At 68.4% G+C, this 21,417-nt stretch carries 24 protein-coding genes; 6 read left to right on the top strand and 18 right to left on the bottom strand.

The features are described 5' to 3' along the window. Positions 1 to 4 precede the first annotated feature (4 nt). Positions 5 to 376 (bottom strand): 30S ribosomal protein S12, encoded by a 372-nt coding sequence (gene rpsL, locus M9980_RS02520; protein WP_022691828.1) that lies wholly within the window; start codon positions 374 to 376, stop codon positions 5 to 7. Positions 377 to 669: 293 nt separating this feature from the next. On the opposite strand from rpsL, the gene M9980_RS02515 reads away from it, so the two are divergent. After that, positions 670 to 1,005: a hypothetical protein gene (locus M9980_RS02515; protein ID WP_250752998.1), complete on the top strand. Its 336-nt coding sequence runs from the start codon at positions 670 to 672 to the stop codon at positions 1,003 to 1,005. Between the two features lie 15 nt (positions 1,006 to 1,020). On the opposite strand, the gene lpdA is transcribed toward M9980_RS02515, so the two are convergent. The 5 genes from lpdA to M9980_RS02490 all read right to left on the bottom strand — a co-directional run bounded on the left by lpdA (position 1,021) and on the right by M9980_RS02490 (position 4,791). Further along, positions 1,021 to 2,421 carry a dihydrolipoyl dehydrogenase gene (gene lpdA / locus M9980_RS02510; RefSeq protein WP_250752996.1) on the bottom strand — a complete coding sequence of 467 codons (1,401 nt, stop codon included), beginning with the start codon at positions 2,419 to 2,421 and terminating at the stop codon, positions 1,021 to 1,023. Positions 2,422 to 2,435: 14 nt separating this feature from the next. Further along, positions 2,436 to 2,858: a hypothetical protein gene (locus M9980_RS02505; RefSeq protein WP_250752995.1), complete on the bottom strand. Its 423-nt coding sequence runs from the start codon at positions 2,856 to 2,858 to the stop codon at positions 2,436 to 2,438. After that, positions 2,855 to 3,187 carry an acyl-CoA thioesterase gene (locus M9980_RS02500; protein WP_250755033.1) on the bottom strand — a complete coding sequence of 111 codons (333 nt, stop codon included), beginning with the start codon at positions 3,185 to 3,187 and terminating at the stop codon, positions 2,855 to 2,857. The genes M9980_RS02505 and M9980_RS02500 overlap by 4 nt, the downstream gene beginning before the upstream one ends. Before the next feature lie 61 nt (positions 3,188 to 3,248). Further along, positions 3,249 to 3,461, bottom strand: coding sequence for a hypothetical protein (locus tag M9980_RS02495; RefSeq protein WP_250752994.1), 213 nt, complete (start codon positions 3,459 to 3,461; stop codon positions 3,249 to 3,251). A 13-nt stretch (positions 3,462 to 3,474) separates the two neighbouring features. Continuing rightward, positions 3,475 to 4,791, bottom strand: coding sequence for a pyruvate dehydrogenase complex dihydrolipoamide acetyltransferase (locus M9980_RS02490; RefSeq protein WP_250752992.1), 1,317 nt, complete (start codon positions 4,789 to 4,791; stop codon positions 3,475 to 3,477). A 120-nt stretch (positions 4,792 to 4,911) separates the two neighbouring features. On the opposite strand from M9980_RS02490, the gene M9980_RS02485 reads away from it, so the two are divergent. After that, the gene (locus tag M9980_RS02485) at positions 4,912 to 5,367 is read left to right on the top strand and encodes a universal stress protein (protein ID WP_250752991.1); all 456 of its coding nucleotides are present in this window, start codon (positions 4,912 to 4,914) and stop codon (positions 5,365 to 5,367) included. A 33-nt stretch (positions 5,368 to 5,400) separates the two neighbouring features. On the opposite strand, the gene M9980_RS02480 is transcribed toward M9980_RS02485, so the two are convergent. From M9980_RS02480 to M9980_RS02445, 8 genes are all read right to left on the bottom strand, one after another. Then, entirely contained in the window at positions 5,401 to 6,489 is a 1,089-nt protein-coding gene (locus tag M9980_RS02480) for an RcnB family protein (RefSeq protein ID WP_250752990.1), read from the bottom strand. Positions 6,490 to 6,617: 128 nt separating this feature from the next. After that, a complete protein-coding gene (locus M9980_RS02475; RefSeq protein WP_250752989.1) occupies positions 6,618 to 7,103 on the bottom strand; it encodes a GAF domain-containing protein in 486 nt (161 codons plus the stop codon). A gap of 39 nt (positions 7,104 to 7,142) precedes the next feature. Further along, positions 7,143 to 7,538 (bottom strand): alternative ribosome rescue aminoacyl-tRNA hydrolase ArfB, encoded by a 396-nt coding sequence (gene arfB / locus M9980_RS02470; RefSeq protein ID WP_250752988.1) that lies wholly within the window; start codon positions 7,536 to 7,538, stop codon positions 7,143 to 7,145. Continuing rightward, entirely contained in the window at positions 7,535 to 8,200 is a 666-nt protein-coding gene (locus M9980_RS02465; protein ID WP_250752986.1) for an RluA family pseudouridine synthase, read from the bottom strand. Before M9980_RS02465 ends, arfB begins: the two co-directional genes overlap by 4 nt. 26 nt (positions 8,201 to 8,226) lie before the next feature. Continuing rightward, positions 8,227 to 9,012 (bottom strand): DODA-type extradiol aromatic ring-opening family dioxygenase, encoded by a 786-nt coding sequence (locus tag M9980_RS02460; RefSeq protein ID WP_250752984.1) that lies wholly within the window; start codon positions 9,010 to 9,012, stop codon positions 8,227 to 8,229. 118 nt (positions 9,013 to 9,130) lie between these two features. Continuing rightward, a complete protein-coding gene (locus M9980_RS02455) occupies positions 9,131 to 9,799 on the bottom strand; it encodes a hypothetical protein (RefSeq protein ID WP_250752982.1) in 669 nt (222 codons plus the stop codon). A 76-nt stretch (positions 9,800 to 9,875) separates the two neighbouring features. Beyond that, on the bottom strand, positions 9,876 to 10,478 hold the full coding sequence (gene wrbA / locus M9980_RS02450) for an NAD(P)H:quinone oxidoreductase (RefSeq protein ID WP_250752981.1): 603 nt from the start codon (positions 10,476 to 10,478) through the stop codon (positions 9,876 to 9,878). Positions 10,479 to 10,539: 61 nt separating this feature from the next. Next, entirely contained in the window at positions 10,540 to 11,268 is a 729-nt protein-coding gene (locus M9980_RS02445) for a pirin family protein (RefSeq protein ID WP_250752978.1), read from the bottom strand. Positions 11,269 to 11,374: 106 nt separating this feature from the next. On the opposite strand from M9980_RS02445, the gene M9980_RS02440 reads away from it, so the two are divergent. After that, positions 11,375 to 12,295, top strand: a complete 921-nt coding sequence (locus M9980_RS02440) for a LysR family transcriptional regulator (RefSeq protein ID WP_250752976.1) — start codon at positions 11,375 to 11,377, stop codon at positions 12,293 to 12,295. 153 nt (positions 12,296 to 12,448) lie between these two features. Here M9980_RS02440 and M9980_RS02435 read toward each other — a convergent pair whose 3' ends face one another. Continuing rightward, complete coding sequence (locus M9980_RS02435) at positions 12,449 to 15,445, bottom strand: TonB-dependent receptor domain-containing protein (protein ID WP_250752973.1); 2,997 nt, start codon at positions 15,443 to 15,445, stop codon at positions 12,449 to 12,451. Between the two features lie 315 nt (positions 15,446 to 15,760). Here M9980_RS02435 and ctrA point away from each other — a divergent pair, with 315 nt between their 5' ends. After that, complete coding sequence (ctrA, locus tag M9980_RS02430) at positions 15,761 to 16,474, top strand: response regulator transcription factor CtrA (RefSeq protein WP_250752970.1); 714 nt, start codon at positions 15,761 to 15,763, stop codon at positions 16,472 to 16,474. A 13-nt stretch (positions 16,475 to 16,487) separates the two neighbouring features. On the opposite strand, the gene M9980_RS02425 is transcribed toward ctrA, so the two are convergent. The 3 genes from M9980_RS02425 to M9980_RS02415 form a co-directional block, all read right to left on the bottom strand. Further along, on the bottom strand, positions 16,488 to 16,919 hold the full coding sequence (locus M9980_RS02425) for a hypothetical protein (RefSeq protein ID WP_250752968.1): 432 nt from the start codon (positions 16,917 to 16,919) through the stop codon (positions 16,488 to 16,490). 130 nt (positions 16,920 to 17,049) lie between these two features. Continuing rightward, positions 17,050 to 17,346, bottom strand: a complete 297-nt coding sequence (locus tag M9980_RS02420) for a hypothetical protein (protein WP_250752965.1) — start codon at positions 17,344 to 17,346, stop codon at positions 17,050 to 17,052. A 132-nt stretch (positions 17,347 to 17,478) separates the two neighbouring features. Beyond that, positions 17,479 to 19,140, bottom strand: coding sequence for an amidohydrolase (locus M9980_RS02415; RefSeq protein WP_250752964.1), 1,662 nt, complete (start codon positions 19,138 to 19,140; stop codon positions 17,479 to 17,481). Between the two features lie 42 nt (positions 19,141 to 19,182). Between M9980_RS02415 and M9980_RS02410 the strand changes: the two genes are divergently transcribed. Both M9980_RS02410 and M9980_RS02405 read left to right on the top strand, forming a co-directional pair. Next, entirely contained in the window at positions 19,183 to 20,010 is an 828-nt protein-coding gene (locus tag M9980_RS02410) for a PdaC/SigV domain-containing protein (protein ID WP_250752962.1), read from the top strand. A gap of 47 nt (positions 20,011 to 20,057) precedes the next feature. After that, positions 20,058 to 21,299, top strand: coding sequence for a threonine ammonia-lyase (locus M9980_RS02405; protein ID WP_250752960.1), 1,242 nt, complete (start codon positions 20,058 to 20,060; stop codon positions 21,297 to 21,299). Positions 21,300 to 21,417: the final 118 nt, after the last annotated feature.

The raw sequence follows: 21,417 nt of genomic DNA, 5'->3' as shown, positions 1-21,417 counted from the left end.
CGGCTTACTTCGGACGCTTTGCGCCGTACTTGGAACGCGACTGCTTGCGATCCTTCACGCCCTGCGTATCGAGCACGCCGCGCAGGACGTGGTAGCGAACGCCGGGAAGATCGCGGACACGGCCGCCGCGGATCAGGACCACCGAGTGCTCCTGAAGGTTGTGGCCCTCGCCCGGGATGTACGAAATGACTTCGCGCTGGTTGGTCAGGCGAACCTTGGCCACCTTGCGCAGAGCCGAGTTCGGCTTCTTCGGGGTCGTCGTATAGACTCGGGTGCAGACGCCGCGCTTCTGCGGGTTCTGTTCCATCGCAGGGACCTTCGACTTGGCCTTCTGCGGGTCGCGGCCCTTGCGGACCAGCTGGTTGATCGTTGGCATGAAGCCCTTCACCTTTTTCGTTACCGGCACATTCCGGCGGTTACTTTGCTGAAGCCCTCAGGCGTCGAAACGACAGAAGGGCCATGGGAAGCGATGCCCCCCGGGCCCAACAGTCTCCAGCAACGTTCAGCTCTTGTCCCGCGGGCTGGATGGCAGCGGCGAAGAATCACCGGTTTGCCGCTCACGAGACGCGGCAGGCCTATACGCGGCACCCCGGTATCGGTCAACAGGAGCGCGGGGGCAGCGCCGGACTTAACCGGTCCGCAACCGGGACGCGCGCATGAGCATGCGCAATGGCCGCGATTCCCCTTCCCCGCCGCAGGCTGCACGCCGCCTCAACCGCGCTGGCGATGGCGGTCGTGGCGGGCTGGAGCATGGTCGCGCTGTCGCTCCCCACGATCGCGCGGATCCTGAGCGCCCTGCCCCCGACATGGCGAGATGCGGTGCTTGCGGTCGCGACCACCTTTGCCATCGGCGTGAGCGCCTATGCCCTGGCCCACGCGGTGCGCCGCTGGCAACGCCCGCCACCGCGCCGCCCGGCGAACGACAACGCGCCGTATCCGAGCCCCGCCTTCGACTGGTCCCCGATCGCGACGCCCGAAGCGCCGATGGCCATCGCCCGCCGATAGACGGGCGAGGCGCCCTCACATGTGCAGCTGGCGTCCGTAGGCGGCCAGCACGCTTTCGTGCATCATTTCGGATAGCGTCGGGTGCGGGAACACCGTTTCCATCAGCTCCGCCTCGGTCGTCTCGAGCTGCTTGCCGACGGTATAGCCCTGGATCAGCTCGGTCACCTCGGCCCCGACCATATGCGCACCCAGCAGCTCGCCGGTCTTCGCGTCGAACACCGTCTTGATGAAGCCTTCCGCTTCGCCGAGCGCGATCGCCTTGCCGTTGCCGATGAACGGGAAGGTGCCGACCTTCAGCTCGTAGCCCGCCTCCTTCGCCTTCGCCTCGGTCAGGCCGACGCTGGCGACCTGGGGGTGGCAATAGGTGCAGCCGGGGATGTTCAGCGGGTCCATCGCGTGCGGATGCTTGCCCGCGATCGCCTCGACCGCGATCACGCCCTCGTGGCTCGCCTTGTGCGCCAGCCACGGCGGCGCGGTGATGTCGCCGATCGCGTAAATCCCCTCGACATTGGTCCTGCAGGTTGCGTCGGTCTTCAGGAAGCCGCGGTCGTCCACCGCGACGCCCAGTTCCTTCAAGCCGATGTCGGCGGTGTTGGGCACGATGCCGATCGCGACGATGACGTGGCTGAATTCGGCGTCGGTGACCTTGCCGGCCTTGTCCTTCAGCTTCGCGGTCACGCTCGCGCCGCCGACCTTGATGTCGGACACGCCCGCACCCGTCAGGATCGTCATGCCCTGTTTCTTCAGTGCCTTTTCCAAGAAGGCGGAGACGTCGGCGTCCTCGACCGGCACGATCCGGTCCATCATCTCGACCACGGTCACCTCGGCGCCCATGTCGTTGTAAAAGCTCGCGAATTCGATCCCGATCGCGCCCGATCCGATGACCAGCAGCTTGCGTGGCATCTCGGTCGGCACCATCGCGTGGCGATAGGTCCACACGCGCTTGCCGTCGGCAGGGGTGCCGGGCAGATCGCGAGCGCGAGCGCCGGTGGCGACGATGATGTTCTTCGCGGTCAGCTCGGTCGTCTTGCCGTCCGCGGCGGTGACGGTCAGCCTGCCCTTCCCGGTCAGCTTGCCGGTGCCCATGTGGACTGCAATCTTGTTCTTCTTCATCAGGTGCGTAACGCCCTGATTGAGCTGCTTCGCGACCCCGCGCGAGCGCTTCACCACCGCGTCCAGGTCGGCGCTGATCTTCTCGGCGACCAGCCCATAGTCCTTGGCGTGCTGCATATAGTGGAAGATCTCCGCCGAGCGCAGCAGCGCCTTGGTCGGGATGCAGCCCCAGTTCAGGCAGATGCCGCCCAGATTCTCGCGCTCGACGATCGCGGTCTTCATCCCCAGCTGCGCCGCGCGGATCGCCGCGACATAGCCGCCCGGCCCGGAGCCGAGCACGATGAGGTCGTAGGTGTCAGCCAAAGGATCAGCTCCCGTCAGAAAGTCAGTGGATGCGGCAGCAGGCTGAGCCCGCCGGCAAGGATCATCATGTCGGCAAGCGCGAACAGCGCGACCGGTAGCGCGGACACCGGTGCCGGCCCGGCAAACAGCCGCCCCGAGCCGCGCTGCGTCCACGCACAGAGGGCACACACCAGTACGCCCGCCGCGCCGATCGTCGCCCAGCCGCCCAGTCGCGGCGCCGCCAGGCTCGCCACCTGACCGATCGCGACCGCGGCCAGATTGGCGACGATCGACACGCAGAAGATCAGGGTCACGAACAGGAACACGAACGACAGGAACACGCTGTCGACGCTGTTCCCGTCCACGACGCGGGAATGCAGCACCCACAGCCCCAGCACGCAGAGCGTCGTGGGCAGCGCGGCGAGCAGCGCGACCGGATAGGCGAGCAGGCCCGTCATCCCGCGATCGCCCGCGGACGGCGATGTTCGTCGATCGCGACGAACACGAATTGCGCCTGCGTCACCTTGTGGCGCGCGGCTTCGTGGCGGTGGCGGCGCCACGCCTCGACATCGATGGTCATCGACGTGCGCCCGGCCTTCACCAGCGTCGCATAGACCGACAGCTCGTCACCGACGAACACCGGGTTCAGGAACTGCATGCCGTCCATCGCGATGGTGACGGCGCGTCCGCCGCAGTGCAGCGAGGCGACCGAGCCAGCGGCGGAATCCATCCAGCTCATCAGCCACCCGCCGAAGATATCGCCGTAAGGATTGGCATCCGCGGGCATCGCGATGACGCGGATGACCGGTTCGCCCGCGGGCGGCGTTGCCGCGGGGGCCGCCGGCAGCTCACTCACCGCCGCGCTCCTGATGATCGACCGCCCAGGCGCGGCGCAGCGGACGCACGCCCATCGCCACGACGATCGCCGCCGCCATCCAGCCGACGACGCGGATCTCGTGACGCGCCAGCGGGTACGCCCAGGCCGCGACCGCGACGATCGCGACCGTCGCGGCCAGGCCCGCCACTATGTGGAACAGCTCTGTCAGGGTGCGGGACGGCACGGCGGGGCGCCCCTCAGGCGATCATGCCCAGCGGGGATTCGACCAGCGCCTTGAACGCCTTCATCAGTTCGGCCCCGTCGGCGCCGTCGATCGCGCGGTGATCGAAGCTGCCGGTCGCCGACATGACCGTCGCGACGCCCAGCGCGTCGTCGATGACATAGGGCCGCTTCTCGCCCGCGCCGATCGCCATGATCATGCCCTGCGGCGGATTGATGACCGCTTCGAACTGCTTGATGCCGAACATGCCCATGTTCGACAGGCTGGCGGTGCCGCCCTGATATTCCTCTGGCTTCAGCTTGCCTTCCTTGGCGCGGCCCGCCAGCTCCTTCATCTGCGTGGAGATGCTCGACGGAGACGCATTGGCGGCGTCGCGGATGATCGGGGTGATGAGGCCCGTCGGCGTCGACACCGCGACCGACACGTCGGCCCGGGTGTAGCTGACCAGATTGTCGCCAGTGAAGGTGACGTTGCATTTCGGCGTCGCCTCCAGAGCGACGCCCAGCGCCTTGATGAGCAGGTCGTTCACCGACAGCTTCACGCCCCGCGCCTCGAGCGCCTTGTTGAGATCGCTGCGCAGCTTCAGCAGCGCGTCGAGGCGGATGTCGACCGTCAGATAGATGTGCGGCACCGTCTGCTTCGATTCGGTCAGGCGGCGCGCGATCGTCTTGCGGATGTTGCTGAGCTTCTCGACGCTGTGCGGGATGCTCTCGTCGTACCAGACCTTCGACGGCGCCGGTGCGGCGGCGGGTGCGGTAGCGGGCGTCTCGGCAGCGGCGGCAGCCGGCTGCGCAGTCGGTGCGGCCCCGCTCTTGGCGCCCTCCAGGTCGGCCTTCACAATGCGACCGTTCGGCCCGGACCCCGACAGCGACGACAGCTCGATGCCCTTTTCGGCGGCGATGCGGCGGGCGAGCGGCGACGCCTTGATGCGGTCGCCGCTGGACGCGGGTGCTGGCGCTGGCGCTGGCGCTGCGGCCTTCGGCGCTTCGGCGGGCTTGGGTGCTTCGGGCTTCGGAGCCTCCGCCTTCGGAGCCTCGGCCTTCGGAGCCTCGGCCTTCGCCTCGGGCGCCGGCGCGGCGCTCGCGTCCTCGCCCTCGGCGGCGATCTGCGCGATCACGGTGCCGACCTTCACCCCGTCGGTGCCCTCGGCCACCAGGATCTTGGCGATCGTGCCCTCGTCGACCGCCTCGAACTCCATCGTCGCCTTGTCGGTCTCGATCTCGGCGAGCAGATCGCCCGATTTCACGACGTCGCCTTCCTTCACCAGCCATTTGGCGAGCGTGCCTTCCTCCATCGTCGGGGAGAGCGCGGGCATCTTGAGGTCAATCGCCATGACGGATCCTGTAAGTCCTGGGGGCCATCTCTCTTGCGCCCGGGCGGGGCCGGGTCAAGGCTGACGCTTGCGTCAGGCGCGCGCTTGCGTCACCCCTGCTGCCGGAAGAGGGGAACGGCGATGCGCACCTATCTGGTGGTGGTGGACGACAGCCCGGAGGCGGAGATCGCGCTGCGCTTCGCCGCGCGGCGCGCGGTGAAGACCGGCGGCGGCGTCGTCATCCTCGCGCTCATCGCACCCGCCGAATTCGTGCAATGGGGCGGCGTCCAGGCGACCATCGAAGAGGAAGCGCGGCTGCACGCCGAGGCGATCGTCGCCGGGGCGGCGGGCACGCTCTTCGCCGAATCGGGGGTCACGCCCTCGATCGTGGTCCGCCAGGGCGACGGGCCGAAGATCGTGCGCGAGATGATCGCAGCCACGCCCGACGTCGCCGCGCTGGTGCTGGGGGCCGCCGCCAGCGGCGCGCCCGGCCCGCTGGTCAGCCACTTCGCAGGCGCCGACGCGGGCAGCCTGTCGGTACCAGTGATGATTATCCCCGGCGGGCTCACCCGCGAGGACATCGACAGGATGAGCTGAACGGGCGGACGCCGCGCGCCCGCCCGAACCGCCTCATTTCGTGTAGTTGCAGCGGCAATCGCGCGAGAGGATTTTCGACCGCACCACCGGCTTGCGATAGCTGCGTTTCTTGTACGAAGCGCGCGCCGCCGTCTCATAGACATATTCGGTGGTCGTCGTGGTCGTCGTCGTGACGGTCGGCTGGACGTGGACGATCGTGCTGCCCGCCGCATAGCTGCTGCCGCCTGCGACCCACGTCCGCGAATAGCCGTGGCCGTACGGCATTGACCCATAGCCGTAGCCCGGCGACGGCGGCGGCGCATGGTCGGGCGCGATCGGCGGCAGCGGGCGGCGCGCGCCGCGGCGGTCGTCGCGGTCCTCCGCCCGGTCGATCGCGCTGCCGACGACCGCACCGACACCGGCGCCGACGATCGTGCCCGGCAGGCGGTTGCCGCGCCCCGCGATGACGTTGCCGGCGACGCCGCCCACGACTCCGCCGATCACCGCGCCGCCCATCCCGCGGTCGCCGCGCGGGCGCGGACCATAGTGGTCGTCGGCGCCGTCCGCATAATAACGGTCGCCATCGTCATAGGCGCGGTCGTCATAGGCGTAGCGATCCCAGTCGAGCCCGGTCACGCTGTCGTACACCCGGCCCCGCCCATCTACCAAGACGGCGTCGTCGTAATAGCGCGTCCACGTATAGCCGTAAGGCGGCGCGCCGAGGCCGTAGGCGGCATAGTCGTTCACGTAGAAGCTCGGCGCGAACCAGTAGCCCGGCAGCACCCAGCCGCGCGCGGGCCGGCGATAGGCCGCCCAGCCGCCGGGGGCGCGCACGCCGCCGTGCCAGCGCCCGCCGATCGACTGGCCCCAGCGCATGCCCGGATTGCCGGTGCGCGGCATCGTCGGGCGCCCCTGCCACATGCCGCCACGACGCTGCGCGGTGGTCGCGGTCCAGCTGCCCGCGGGCGCGGTGGTGCGCACGATCGGCGCGCTCGACTGCGCGAAGGCCGCGCCGCCGGCGGGCGCCTGCGTCACGACGGTGCCGCCCGCGCTGCGCGCCTGGGCAATAGCCTGCGCGTCGGCGGCGGGCGCCGCGGCCAGCGCACATCCGGCGATCGTCGCGGCGGTCAAAAGGTTGCGCATCCTGTCACTCCCTGCTGGTGCCGCCCCCGCGCACCGATGGTTAATTCGCCGGAGAGGATAAGCGCAATTCTCGGCCTGTTGAACCGCCAACCAGGGTTAATGCCGTCCCGATCCGGGCCAGCGCGCGGTTAACCGACCAGGCGCGGCGCGAGCAGCCGCATCAACGCCTCGCACCCCGCCGCATCGCCGGCATCGAACCGGTTCGCCAGCGGGCTGTCGAGGTCGAGCACACCGATCAGCGCGCCCTGGTGGACGATCGGCACCACCAGCTCCGAAGCGCTCGCCGCATCGCAGGCGATATGGCCCGGAAAGGCGTGGACGTCGTCGATCCGCTGCGTCTCGCGCGTCGCCGCCGCCGCACCGCACACGCCCTTGCCGAACGGGATGCGGATGCACGCCGCCTTGCCCTGAAACGGCCCGAGCACGAGTTCGTCGCCGATGTTCCGGTAGAAGCCGGCCCAGTTCAGGTCGGGCAAATACTGCCAAAGCAGCGCCGCTGCATTCGCCATGTTGGCGATGGCATCGGGCTCGTCCACGGTCAGCGCGTCGAGCGCGACCGAGAGTTCGCGGTAAAGTTCGGTCTTGGACCCTGCGGCGATGGCGAAATCATACATGCGCGGGGATATAGGGCCGAGACCAGCCAAGCGGTAGCGTCAGTCGATCCGCACGCGGCCCCTGCCCGCCTTGATCGTCGCACGTCCCTTCTTATCGTCCACCCGGCGCGCCTTCGCCGCCTTCGACGGTTTGGTCTTCACCCGCCGGGCCTGGCGTTCCTTCGCCTTCTCGACCAGTTCGGAAAGGCGCGCGCGCGCATCCTCGCGATTGGCGTCCTGCGTCCGAAAGCGTCGCGCGGTGATGAGGAGTTCGCCCGCCGCGGTCATCTTCGACCCCGCCAGCGTCTTCAGCTGCGCATAGGCGTAGGGCGGCAGGCCCAAACGGAAGACATCGACGCGCAGCTGCACCGCGGTCGCGACCTTGTTGACGTTCTGCCCGCCGGGACCGGTCGCTGCGAGGAATTTCTCCTCGACGATCGCATCCTCGGGAATCACCCTGCCGCGCTCTCAGCATCGGTGAAGCCGAGATGCGCGAACCGCGGCGGCAGCTTCGCCGCCGCCTCGACCGGCGGCTTGTTCGCGCGCGGCATCGTCAGGTTCGCGGCATGCAGCATCATCGCCGGCCCGCCGCGGCCATAGACGGGATCGCCGACGATCGGGATGCCAAGGCCGGTCGCGGCATGGACGCGCAACTGATGCGTGCGCCCGGTTTCGGGCCGAAACTCGACCAGCGCGCGCCCGTCCTTCGTCTCCACAACCCGCCAGTGCGTCCGCGCTGCCTTGCCTTCCGGATCGCCGACCATCCGCCAGCCCTCCTCGCGCGTGCTGACCTTGGCGAGCGCCAGATCGACGAGCCCCTCGCCTTCGTCCGGCACGCCGTCGAGGATCGCGAGGTACCGCTTCGTCACCAGCCCGCCCTCGAACGTCTGGCCGAACCGCTTCATCGCGCCGGGATTGCGCGCCAGCAGCAGGCAGCCGCTGGTGTCACGGTCGATCCTGTGGACCGGCTGGGGCAGGCGGTGGAAGCCGAAGGTCAGCTCGTCCAGCATCGATTCGACGCTGGGCGAACGGTCGCGCGGGGCGTCGACCGGCAGGCCGGCGGGCTTGTCGAGGACGATCGCCTCGCCATCGAGGAAGATGATGTGGTCGGCGATCATCCCCGCCCCTTGCCACCGCTTGGCGCTCAGTGGAAGGCGTAGGCATCCATCGCGAGCACGCCGTAGGTGAAGCTGTGGTGGATGCGCTCGCCCCGCCCGCCCGCGCCCATCGCGGCGAACAACGGCAGGATGTGGTCCGGGGTCGGGTGATTCTGCCGCCCGTGCGGGCCGCGCTCGACGGCGTTCAGCACCGCTTCCGTATCGCCCGCCGCAATGCGCTCCTGCACCCAGTCCGCGAACGCCGCGGCCCAATCGGGCACCGCGGCGTCATGGTCGCGCCCCTCTGCAAAGATCGCGCGCAGATTGTGCGTCAGGCTGCCCGACCCGAGCACAAGCACGCCGCGCTCGCGCAGCGGCTGGAGCAACCGCCCAATCTCGAAATGCCACGCGGGCGCATGCCGGCTGCTGATCGACAGCTGTACCACCGGCACATCCGCCTCCGGCCAGCCGAGCATCAACGGCACCCAAGCCCCGTGATCCAGCCCGCGGTCGGCATCGACGCTGACCGGCATGCCGGCCCCCGCGACGATGTCCGCAATCTCCTGCGCCAGCGCCGGGTCGCCGGGCGCCGGATAGCGCATGTCGAACAGCGCCTGCGGAAAGCCGCCGAAGTCGTGGATCGTCGCCGGGGCGGGCGACGCCGTCGCCACCGCCTCCACGGTGTCGTGGTGCGCGGACACCACGACGATCGCTTCGGGCTTGCCGAACCGCGCCCCCAGCCCGGCAAGGAAATCCCGCGCCGGGCTGGGTTCGAGCATGATCATCGGCGACCCGTGCGAGACGAAGACGGAGGGCAGCATGGCGGCGCTCATGCCTCAGCCACGTCGCCACGCCACCGCGCGAGCCGAGGCGCCGGAATGGTCGGGACGAAGGACAGGTGATCCATAATGGCTCCAGCGATACAACGCATTTGCGGGGACAAGGCGGGCATTACTTGATGATCGCCCTGGTCATCTCGTCGGTAACGGCGGCTATCCGCCAGGCTTGCAGTTGATCGGGCGCGTCGGCCCGATCCGCCTGCCAGAGGGCTTCCACGAACACATCCTTGATCGCGAAAGCGGCGATGCAGGTGACGAACGGCGACTTGCCATCGTCGCGCGCCACCAGCGGCCATCCATGTTCGGTCGTGTCGATACTTGCGGGGTTGAGCACGCTCAGTCGACTGAGCGCATAGTCCGAATCCGCCGGCTTCAGTCTTCGCGCTCGCGGATCGTACGGGGTGGGCAGCAAGGCCGTAGGCACCGGTTCTCTGACGTCCGGCCGTTCGCTGATCGACGGCGATTTCGCCCGCGATCGCGGCGCGTGGATCAGAACGTAGATTTCGTCCCTTACCGGCAGCGCCGCAATCGCCTCGCAGCCGGGGGCACGTCGACCGTCCGTTGCGATCGTCGGGCACAGCTCGAACTTGATATAGTCTCCACGCCCCCCTCGCAGACTGAGCGAAGCCCGCTCGTACACCCGACTGTCGGGCACGCTGAGAGTGGTAATTCCCAACGTCCCGACGAACGGTACCTTGTGGATCACCTGATCCGCCGAGCTCGGGCGTCCCAGCAGATAGATGCTGATCGCGACCATCCAGAAGGCGAGCAGAAAGCGCATTTTCGGCAACTCCCTTCCCACCGGGTCTGAACCCGATGGACGCCTCCAGCGATCGCAGACGGGGCTTTACGAGCTGTTACCCGAACAGCTTCGTCGCGACTTCGGCGACGCGCTTGCCCTGATAGCGCGCGCCATCGAGGTCGACTGCGCTCGGTTGCCGGCTGCCGTCGCCGCCGGCGATCGTCGAGGCGCCATAGGGCGTGGTGCCGTGGACCTCGGTGACGCCCTGATGCCCCTCATAGCCGTAATCCAGCCCGACGACGACCAGCCCGAAGTGCAGCAAATTGGTGATGATGCCGAACAGCGTCGTCTCCTGCCCGCCATGCTGGGTCGCGGTGGAGGTGAAGGCGGCGCCGACCTTGCCGTTCAGCGCGCCCTTCGCCCACAAGCCGCCGGCGGTGTCCCAGAACGCCGCCATCTGGCTGGACATGCGGCCGAAGCGGGTCGGCGACCCGACGACGATCGCGTCATACCCCTCCAGCTCGTGCGGGCCGGCGATGACGGGATGCGCGCTGTCGGTCTTGAAATGCGCTGCCTTCGCGACCTCCGGCGGTGCGGTTTCGGGGACGCGGCGGATGTCGACCTGTGCGCCAGCAGAGCGGGCGCCCTCGGCGACGGCATCGGCCATCTGCTCCATGTGACCGTAGGAGGAATAATAGAGGACGAGGACCTTGGCCATGTTGCTGCTCCGATGAAAATTGGGGTGTCCCGAGGCGGGGAATCCTCGGGCCGGGGGGGACTTATTCGCTGTCGACCAGAACGATCTCGGCGTCCTCGATCGCGGTGATCGTCACGGTCTGCCCGCCGCTCAGCGCCGCACCGTCGCGGGGCTCGAAGCGGACGCCATCGATCGTGATCGCACCGGTCGCAGGGACGAGATAGACGTGGCGCCCCTCCCCGATCGCGTGCGTCGTGCTCGCACCGGCCTTGAGCGTTGCGCCCATGACCCGTGCATCGGAGCGGATCGGCAGGGCGCCGGCGTCGATGTCGTCGGCAAAGCCGCTGGCCAGCGCGACGAAGTTGCCGCTGCGGTCGTCCTTCGGGAACGGCTTCGCGCCCCAAGACGGCGCGCCGCCGCGGGTGCGCGGTTCGATCCAGATCTGGAACAGCGTCGTCGTCTCCGCCTCCAGGTTGAACTCGGCGTGCTGGACGCCGGTGCCCGCACTCATCACCTGAACGTCGCCAGCGCCCGTGCGCCCGCGATTGCCCATCGAATCCTGATGCGTGATCGCGCCCGATCGGACGTAGGTGATGATTTCCATGTCGCGGTGCGGATGCGCGGGAAAGCCGGAATTGCCGGCGATCTCGTCGTCGTTCCACACCCGGATCGCGCCCCAGCCCATGCGGTCGGGGTCGTAGTAGTTTGCGAAGCTGAAGTGATGCCGCGCGTTCAGCCATCCGTGATCGGCATGGCCGAGGCTGTCGAAGCTGCGGCGGTCGATGGTGTTTTCTGCGATGGTGGTAGCCATGATCGGTCTCCCAATGTTGCCGCCAAGATAGGGATGCGGATCAGCACGTAAATGGAAACGTCGGAAACGGATTGTTTCCTTGCGCGCTCAGCAGTAGCATGCGGCCATGCGCCTTCCCGATTTCGAAGCCTGGGCGATGTTCGCCTGCGTGGTCGAGCACCGCTCCTTCAGCGCCGCCGCCGACGCCATCGGGGTGAGCAAGGCGACCGTGTCGAAGGCGATCAGCCGGCTGGAGGCGTCGCTCGGCACCACATTGTTCCACCGCACGTCGCGCCGGCTGTCGCTGACCGACAGCGGCGCGGCGCTCGCCGATCGTGCCGCGCGCATCCTGACCGAGGCGCGCGCGGCGGAGGACAGCGCGCGCGACGCCGCCGCTGCGCCCGCGGGCCTCGTCCGCATCGCCGCGCCGATCACTTTCGGCATCCGCTTCGTCGCGCCTGCTATCGCCGATTTCCTTAGCGCGCATCCGGGGATCGAGATCGATCTGCGCCTGTCCGACGCCCGCACCGACATCGTCGCCGACGGCTTCGACATCGCACTTCGCATCGCCGACCTGCCCGACAGTTCGCTGCGCGCGCGGCGGCTGGCGCCGGTGACGGTGCGCGTGGTCGCCGCCCCCGCCTACCTCGCCGCGCACGGCACCCCGCGACATCCTGCCGAGCTCGGCGAGCATGCCTGCTTCGGCTATGCCAACGCCATCGGCACCTGGCATTTCCGCAGCGCGAGCGGAGAGGAAGCGTCAGTACGTCCCGCCGGACCGCTCGTCACCGACAATGGCGATGCGATGCTGCCGGCTTTGCGCGCCGGCCTAGGCATCGCGCGGCTGCCCGATTTCATCGTCGATACCGAGATCGCGAGCGGGCGGCTGGTCGAGATCCTGCCCGACTGGCGCAGCGCCGGCATCGCGCTCCACCTGATGACCCCGCCCAGCCCGCTGCGCCCGGCGCGGGTCGAGGCGGTGATCGCGTTTCTGGCCGAGCGGTTCCGCGATCTGTGCCGCGCCGAGGAGGCCAAGGCGGTGGGGTGACAAGAAAACGGCCGCGGCGGGGTTTCCGTCGCGACCGGTTTTTATCCCGAGGCTCGCCGCGGCGAAGCCGCGTCGTCGGACGGCGCTTACGCGCCGCCGGCCGGTCCGGGCTTGAGCCGGGCAACAGCCTTGCTGTTGCCACGGCCGCCCGGACTAGAACTTCGCTTCGACCCCCATCGTGAACGACCGCAGCCGCGGGTCCGCCACGCGCGGCTCCCACGATCCGCCGGCGCCGGTGTTGCCGTCATAGGTGATCGCGAACGGCGGCTTGGTGTCGAAGAGGTTGCGGACGCCGGCGACGATCTTGAAGTTCGGCGACAGGCCCGTGTACGCCAGCGACGCGTTGTAGATGATGTAGTCGTCGACGTAGCGGTTGTACCCGGGCCGCGTCACCGCGCCCGAGGCGATCCCCGGCAGCGCGCCGTTGCGATAACCCTGGCGGTAGATCTGGGTCAGCGACAGCGCGACGTCCTTCGTCGAATAGTTGATGAAGGCGGTGTGCTTCCACTTGATGCCGAGGTCGCCGGCAAAGCTGAACACGCCGATCAGGCTGGGGCCATAGGCCGCGTTCTGGGTCAGCTTCTCGCGCTTCTTGAGCAGATAGGTGCCGTCGAGGCCCGCCGAGATCTTGCCGCCCAGCACATTTTCGAATCCGCCGCGCAGCGCGACTTCCAGGCCCTCTGTCCGGCGTGCGCCGGCATTGATGACGCGGTCGTCGATTGCGGTAATGACGTTGTTGCCGTCGCGGATGAACCGATCGGGGAACAGCGCGGCATTCTGGATCAGCTGGGTCAACGTCAGCGTCGCGATGACGTTGTCGACAGCGATGTGCCAGAAATCGACCGATGCGCTGAACAGGCGTGCCGGCTGGAAGACGACGCCGGCGCTATACTGTTTGGCGGTCTCCGGCCCCAATTCCAGGTTGCCGCCGGTCAGGATGCTCGGGCGGATGAACGCGCAGCCCGGATCGGTCAGGTTGGCGACGCCCGTCGGGCACCGGATCGGATCGACCAGGTCGCTGCCCGAATAGGGCGATTCGGTGACCCCGTTGAAGATCTGGTTGAACGCCGGCACGCGGAAGCCGGTGTTGTACGATCCGCGGAACATGATCGGCTCGAACGGACGGAATTTGACCGACACCTTCGGATTGAAGGTGCTGCCGAAGCCCGTGTAGTCGTCGACACGGCCGGCCGCGGTGATTTCGAGCTGGTCGGCCAGCGGGATCAGCACCTCGGCATAGGCGGCCTTCACGTTGCGGGTCTTGGGCGTCAGCGCGTTGACCGCATCGAACGCCGCCAAGAAGATGACCGGCCCCGTCGCCGCCGCCGGAGCGCCGTTGAACGAATAGGTCTCGCGCCGGTAATCGACGCCCGCCGCCATCTTGATGTCGCGGCCCCATAGCGAGAACAGCGAGCCCGAGACCGAGCCGTCGAACTGCTTCACCTCATATTTGCCGCCATAGAGCGTCGATCCCTCTGCCGAGATCGCAGCCAACCCTGCCTTGGCGGCGTCCGACTGGACGACGCTGAACGGGTTGATGATGCCGCTGTTGAGCAGCCCGAGCAGGCCCGGCGCGGTGGCGCCCGGCGCGGTCGGGGCGCTGGGATCGACCGCGTTGGTCGCGGTCGTGCCACGGAAATAATAGCCCGTCCCCAGCGTCGACTGCGACTGGCTGCGTGCATAGGATGCACCGGCGCGGTAGTCCCAGTCGCCGAACAGCGGCCCTTCGGCGCCGAACGCCACGCGGAACGTGTTGGTGTCGGTCACATATTCGCGCGGACCGCATTCGATACAGCGCCAGCGATAGGCGATCGGCTTGCCGTAATTGGCGGCGATCGCCGGGAACACCGCGACCAGCTGGTTGTAGATGCTGTTATAGGTCGTGCGCGTGATGTCGTTCAGCGGATACGCCACCTGCAGGTTCGACGTGTTGCCCGACACCTGCGCGTTCGAGAAACGCTTGGCGGACGTCGCATCCGATCCCGTCACTTCGACCGACAGTTCGTGGCTGCCACCGACGCGCACGACGCCGCGCCCGTAATAGGTCAGCGTCTCGATCGGCTGCTGCAACACCGCCGCCCGGCCCGTATCCCAGGCGCAGGCATAGCGCGCACCCGGCGCGTTCCACAGGAGTTCGTCATAAGGCAGGCCGCCGTCCATCGACGTACAGCCCGCACCACCCGGCAGGTCGAGCACGTTGATGCCCGCGTTGGCCGGCGTCGTCGTGCCCGGATAGACGAGGCCGGTCAGCACCGTCGCGCCGCTGGTCCCGCCCAGCAGCGTACCGGTCGGGAAGAATGCCGTGCTGGGATTTAGGGGGAAAGCGGTCGCGATCGGCGTGCCGCGGGTATCGATGGTCAGGCCGCGCTCGGGCTGGTTACCGTTCTGGAAAGCGCGATTGGCGCCAAGCAGCGCCTGGTTCCAGCTCTTGGCCACCGCCCCCATGACGTTGAAGCCCTGCTCGGTCAGGTTGCCGTAACCGGCGATGCCGCTGACGCGGTAGATGTTGGCGTCGCCCCGCTCGGTCGCATCGACGAAGCCCTGGACACCCAGCCCCTCATAATCCTTGCGCGTGATGAAGTTGATGACGCCGCCGACGGCATCGGTGCCGTAGATGGCCGACGCGCCGTCCTTCAGCACCTCGACCCGCTCGATCGCAGCGAACGGGATCTGGTTCACATCGACCGCGGAGCCGGTCAGGCCGTGCGCGGCGACGCGGCGACCGTTCAGCAGGACCAGCGTCGCCGCCGATCCCTGCCCGCGCAGGTTGGCCGCGCTCAGGCCGTTGGTGCCGCGCTGCGCGCCGCTGGTCACGTCGGCGTTGGAGGCGAGGTTGTCCGCGCCCGAGCCGTTGGTCGACAGGAACATCACCAGCTGCTCCGGGCTGCTGATGCCGTTGCGCTCGAGCTCCTGGGTGGTGATGACCTGCAGCGGCAGCGCCGAATTGTTCGGATCCTGCTTGATGCGCGATCCCGTGACGATGATCTCGCCATTGTCCTCGGGCTTGCTGGTCAACGCAGCGCTGGTTTGCGGCAGTTCGGCGCCGGTCGGGGTCGCTGCGGGCTGGGTGGTGCCCTCGGTCGCCACCTGTGCGAACGCAGGCGCGCTCAGGAACGCTGCCGACAGGAATAGCGCGGCCTTCAACTTCATCTGGAAATCCCCCCGTGTCGCCGACGTCGGCGTGGATCGACGACCCCCCGTCGATCCTGATTGAACGGATGAGGCTATCACGGTCGAAACCGTTTACAACCGGCAATCGTCCGGCAACGGACGAAGCCGCGCGGCTGACGCATTCGGGCAACATCGCGCTGCTCGCGACAGCCCCAAAGATCGCGCGACTCGCGGAGTCAGGCCGGTTAGGGAGAAATTAACCTTTTGCCTTCAGATGTGCTTAGGTTAATGTTTCGCCGACGCCGGGCATCCACAGGGGGGTGCCGCAGGCGGATCCGGCAAGGGGAACAGCCAATGCGCGTGCTGCTGATCGAGGACGAGCCGACGACCGCCAAGGCGATCGACCTGATGCTGACGACCGAGGGGTTCAACGTCTACACGACCGACCTCGGCGAGGAGGGCCTCGATCTCGGCAAGCTGTATGACTACGACATCATCCTGCTCGACCTGAACCTGCCCGACATGCACGGCTATGACGTGCTGAAGAAGCTGCGCGTGGCGCGGGTGACGACGCCGGTGCTGATCCTGTCCGGCGTTTCGGAAATGGATTCGAAGGTGCGCAGCTTCGGCTTCGGTGCCGACGACTACGTGACCAAGCCGTTCCACCGCGAGGAACTGGTCGCCCGCATCCACGCCGTCGTGCGTCGCTCGAAGGGGCATTCGCAGTCGGTCATCAAGACCGGCAAGCTGGCGGTGAACCTGGATGCCAAGACCGTCGAGGTCGATGGCGCCCGCGTCCACCTGACCGGCAAGGAATATGCGATGCTGGAGCTGTTGTCTCTCCGCAAGGGCACGACGCTGACCAAGGAAATGTTCCTCAACCACCTCTATGGCGGGATGGACGAGCCCGAACTGAAGATCATCGACGTCTTCATCTGCAAGCTGCGCAAGAAGCTGAGCATGGCGTGCGACGGCGAGAATTACATCGAGACGGTGTGGGGCCGCGGCTATGTGCTGCGCGAGCCCGATGCCGCCGGCGAGCCGGTGCTGGAGGCCGCGGTCGCCTGATCCCGGCGCCTAACTAACAAGCTGCCACGCGGGGGCGTGCACCAGGGGCCGCCGTTCCGATCCGGGACGGCGGCCCTTCTGCATGCTGCGTCGGGGCGAGCGCCAGGCGGATGACGTCGTCCCCCACCCGGTCGTAGAAGGCGCAGATATCGGCGATCGCGCGCGCATCGACGCTCAACACCGTGCCGAGCGGGACTGTCGCGGCACTCCCCCAGCCCAGCGTCATGGCCGCACCGCCGCGCAGGTCGGCACGGCGCACGACTCCGTCGCAATAGAACAGGCACGCCCGCGACCGCCCCAGCGCGCGCAGCCGCGACGTATCGTTGCCGGCCTCGCCCAGCCGCCAGCGCAGCCGCGCCAGTGCATTGGCTGTATTGCGCTCGACCCGCGGCGAGGCAGCACCCCGCCGGTGCCCGGCCTCGACCACCAGATGGTTGAGGAACACGTCTAGTTCGCGGAGCGCATTGCCCAGCAGCTTCGACCGATAGCGTCCCGCGCCGTCGCCGAAACTCCGCAGCAGGAATGCCGACCCGCGGCGCAGCGTCAGGTGGGCGTCGCGCAGACCCGCGTCGCGATCAGGCAGGACGCGCGCGATCGGCGATCAGCGCGGCGACCGTGTCGTATCCCGCGTCGCTCGCGATCGCGACGTCGAGGGGGCGCGCGCCCAGAGTCGCGTCATGGTCGTTCAGGAATGCCATCGCGGCATCGCGCCCGCCGAGCTTCTGCCAGGCGAGCCCGGCGATCCTGCCTTGGCGGCTGGCGATCTCGGGGGCGACGCGCTCGGTGGTGTGGCGGCGGAATTTCTTCGTCACCGGCTTGTCGGCGAGCGACGGCGCGGGCGCGGGAACAGGCATGTCGTCGGTGTCGGGCAAGGGGCAGGCTCCTGCGTGTCTGTAAGCAGGGAGCCGGGCGCGGGCTCGCCGTCACGGGTGCCTACGTGGAGTATCCGCGATGTCCCCTATGTAGGCGTCCGGACGGCTTTCACCAAATGCGGGCAGGCTCAATCACTTGGCCGCCCACATCTTCTCGCCACCGACCCACGTCTCCAGCACCCGCGTGCCACGCAGGTCGGTCTGCGACACCTCGGTCGGGTCGCGGTCGACGATGACGAAATCGGCGCGCAGGCCGGGCGCGAGCGTGCCGAACTTGCTTTCCGCGAAGCCGGCATAAGCGGCGTCGCTGGTGAACGCCTTCCACGCCTGTTCGCGCGTCACCCGGTCCTCCGGGCGCCAGCCGCCAAACGGCTCGCCATTGGCGTCCAGCCGGGTGAAGGCGACCGCCCATCCGACGAAGGGATTGGGATTCTCGACCGGATAATCCGACCCGAACGCCAGGCGCGATCCGACGCGCAGCATCTGCGCCCAGGCATAGGCACCGCCCAGCCGCGCCGGCCCCAGCCGCGCCTCGGCCATGCGCCAGTCGCTAGATTCATGGACCGGCTGCATCGACGCGATCGTGCCGTTGCGCCCGAACCGCGGCAGGTCGACCGGATCGACGATCTGCGCATGTTCGATCCGCCAGCGGCGATCGCCCTTGTAGCTCTCCGACAGCTCGTCGATCGCGTCGAGCACCTGCGCGTTGGCACGGTCGCCGATCGCGTGGACGGCGATCTGGAAATTGTCCATCGCACCCCGGCTCATCAGGTTGAGCAGCTGGTCGTCCTTCAGGAAGCCGAGTCCCGAATTGCCGGGTGAATCGGCATAGGGCGCCTTCAGCCACGCCCCCCGCGAACCCAATGCGCCGTCGGCATAGAGCTTGATCCCGCCCATCCGCAGCCGGTCGGCGTACAGCCACGGGGTCGGCCCCTGCCCGCCGATCTTGATCGCCGGATCGACGCCTGCCGAATAGGCCATGATGCGGACGCGCAGCAGGTTCTGGTCGCCCATCCGGCGATAGGTCAGCCAGTCGTCGACCTCGGTCCCCATGTCGGCGGTCGCGGTGATGCCCGCCGACAGCAACGCCTCCTGCGCCTTCAGAAACGCGGCGTCGCGGTCGCGCGCGGTGGGCGGCGGCAGGTGCTTGGCGATCAGGTCCATCGCGCCGTCGACGAACACGCCGGTCGGCTGGCCGTTCGCGCCCTTTTCGATCCGCCCGCCCGCGGGCGTCGCGGTCCTTGCGGTGATGCCCGCGGCGCGCATCGCGGCGGTGTTGGCGAGGCCGGCGTGGCCATCGGCGCGCTGCAGCCACACCGGGCGGTTACCGGTCACCGCATCGATATCCGCCGCGGTCGGGAAGCGCCCCAGCTTCCACACTTCCTGGTTCCACCCGCCGCCGACGATCCACGGACGTTGCGGATTGGCGGCGGCATAGGCGGCGAGCTTCGCCTTCGCCTGTTCGAGCGAAGTGGTGTCGAACAGGTCGAGACTGAGCGCGCGGAAGCCCAGGTCCATGACATGGCCGTGCGCGTCGATCATGCCGGGGATCGCGACCTTGCCCTTCATGTCGGCGCGCCAGTCGAGCCGCTCGGGCCGCTTGTCGCCGCGCTGCATCAGCTTCACGACCTTGCCGTCGGGCGACATCAGGATGCCGGTGAAACGGATCACCCGCCCGTCCTTGTCGAGCGCGACGCCGGTCACGTTATCGACCAGCGCATCGGCGGCGGCGGGGGTTGCGGCGAACAGGGCGAGCGCGGCGAGGACGCGCGACACGGTGGTGGAAGTCTGCATCCGACCGCCATATGGTGTGGAAAAGGCTTTGGCGAGAGAGCGATGCGTACCCGAACCGCGACGATCCTGATCCTGGCGAGCGCGATGCTGCCGGCCTGTGGCGGCACCGCGCCCGCCACCGGCAACACCGCGACGCCCGCCCCGGTGGCGGAACCGACTCCATCCTACGGCCCCACCCCGACGCCCGCGGCGGCACCGGCGGCGGCGCCCAGCCTGACGAAGGCGGATACGCCCGACTACACCTTCGAATACGGCTATCCCGCCGCCGCCGCGGCGATCCCGGCACTTGCCGCTTGGCTCGACGCCGACCGCGAAAAGGTTCGCGCAGGGGTCGCCAAGGACAGCGCCGCCTATCGCAAGGAAACGGCCGAGGGCGGCTTCAACTTCAACAAGTACGACTCGACGACGACATGGCAGACGGTGACCGAGACGCCGCGCCTGCTCAGCCTGTCGGCGACCACCTACGACTATACCGGCGGCGCGCACGGCTCGCCGGGCTTCCGCGCGACGGCGTGGGACAAGGCGGCGGCGAAACGTATCGATCCGGTCGACATGTTCGTGTCGCCCGCGGCGATCGAAACCGCGCTGCGCAGCGAATTCTGCCGCAAGCTCGACATCGAGCGCGCCAAGCGCCGCGGCGCCCCGGTCGTGCGCGACGACGACGGCTTCAACCAATGCCCGAAGGTTGCGGAAACCACGCTGATCATCGGCTCCACGAACCGCCGCACGATCGACCGGATCGGCCTGCTCGTCGGCCCCTATGTCGCCGGCGCCTATGCGGAGGGCAGCTACGACCTGACGCTCCCGGTCACGCCCGCGGTGCTGCGCGCGGTGAAGCTCGATTACCGCGACGCCTTCGCCACGCGCTAGGTCGCGCCATTTCCCTTCCGCGCCCCGATCGTTTAGGCGGCGCGGTCATGGCTACCCGTCGCGCTCCGTCCGCCCCGCTTCCCGTCACCTATGCCGATGTCGAGGCAGCGGCGATGCGGATTGCAGGCTCCGTCGTGCGCACGCCGACGCTGCACAGCAAGACGCTGTCGGACATGACCGGCGCCGACGTGTGGATCAAGTTCGAGAATCTGCAGTTCACCGCCGCCTACAAGGAGCGTGGCGCGCTCAACACCCTGCTCCAGCTCGACGATGCGGCGCGGGCGAAGGGCGTGATCGCGGCATCGGCGGGCAATCATGCGCAGGGCCTCGCCTATCACGGCAATCGCCTGGGCATCCCGGTCACCATCGTCATGCCGCGGCTGACCCCAACCGTGAAGGTCATGCAGACCGAAGGGCACGGCGCCACCGTGATCCTGCACGGCGAGACCTATGACGCCGCCTATGCCCACGCTCGCACGCTGGAGGCGGAGCGCGACCTGACCTTCGTCCACCCGTTCGATGACCCGCGCATCATCGCGGGGCAGGGCACCGTCGCGCTGGAAATGCTGGCCGACGCGCCCGCGATCGACACGCTGGTCGTGCCGATCGGCGGCGGCGGGCTGATCTCGGGCGTGTCGACCGTGGCGCGCGCCGCCGACCATCCGATCGAGATCGTCGGGGTGCAGGCCGAACTCTATCCGTCGATGTACAACAGCTTCACCGGCAACCACCTGCCATGCGGCGGCGATACGCTGGCGGAGGGCATTGCGGTCAAGCAGCCGGGCACGATCACCGCCGACGTGGTCGCCGCGCTGGTCGACGATATCGTGCTGGTCAGCGAGCGGCGGCTGGAGGAATCGGTCAGCCTGCTGCTCCAGATCGAGAAGACCGTAGCGGAGGGCGCCGGCGCCGCGGGTCTCGCCGCGCTGATGGAATATCCCGATCGATTCCGCGGGCGCACCGTCGGCATCGTCATCTGCGGCGGCAACATCGACACCCGCCTGCTCGCCAACGTGCTGCTGCGCGACCTTGCCCGTTCCGGACGCCTCGCGCGGCTGCGCATCCGATTGCAGGATCGCCCCGGCGCGCTGTTCCAGGTCGCGCGGATCTTCAACGATACCGCGGTCAACATCCTGGAGCTGTCGCACCAGCGCATCTTCACCAACCTGCCGGCCAAGGGCCTCAGTCTCGACGTCGAATGCGAGACGCGGGACAAGGCGCATCTCGACCGGCTGCTGACCGCGCTGCGCGCCGACAATTACGAAGTCAGCCTGGTCGAACTCGCCTGACGCGACTCGAGTCGAAGCGAGTCCTGCGCGCGGCGAACCGAACCGCCGCCGGCTATCGCGCGCGCCGTCCCGATGGCATGATTCGCACCAGCCGCGCGCCGCCCCTTCGGTCGCCGAA

Source organism: Sphingomonas donggukensis (assembly GCF_023674425.1).
Classification (GTDB): Bacteria; Pseudomonadota; Alphaproteobacteria; order Sphingomonadales; family Sphingomonadaceae; genus Sphingomonas; species Sphingomonas donggukensis.
Note: the sequence above shows the minus strand (reverse complement) of the source record. Positions and strands in the feature narration are given on the sequence as shown.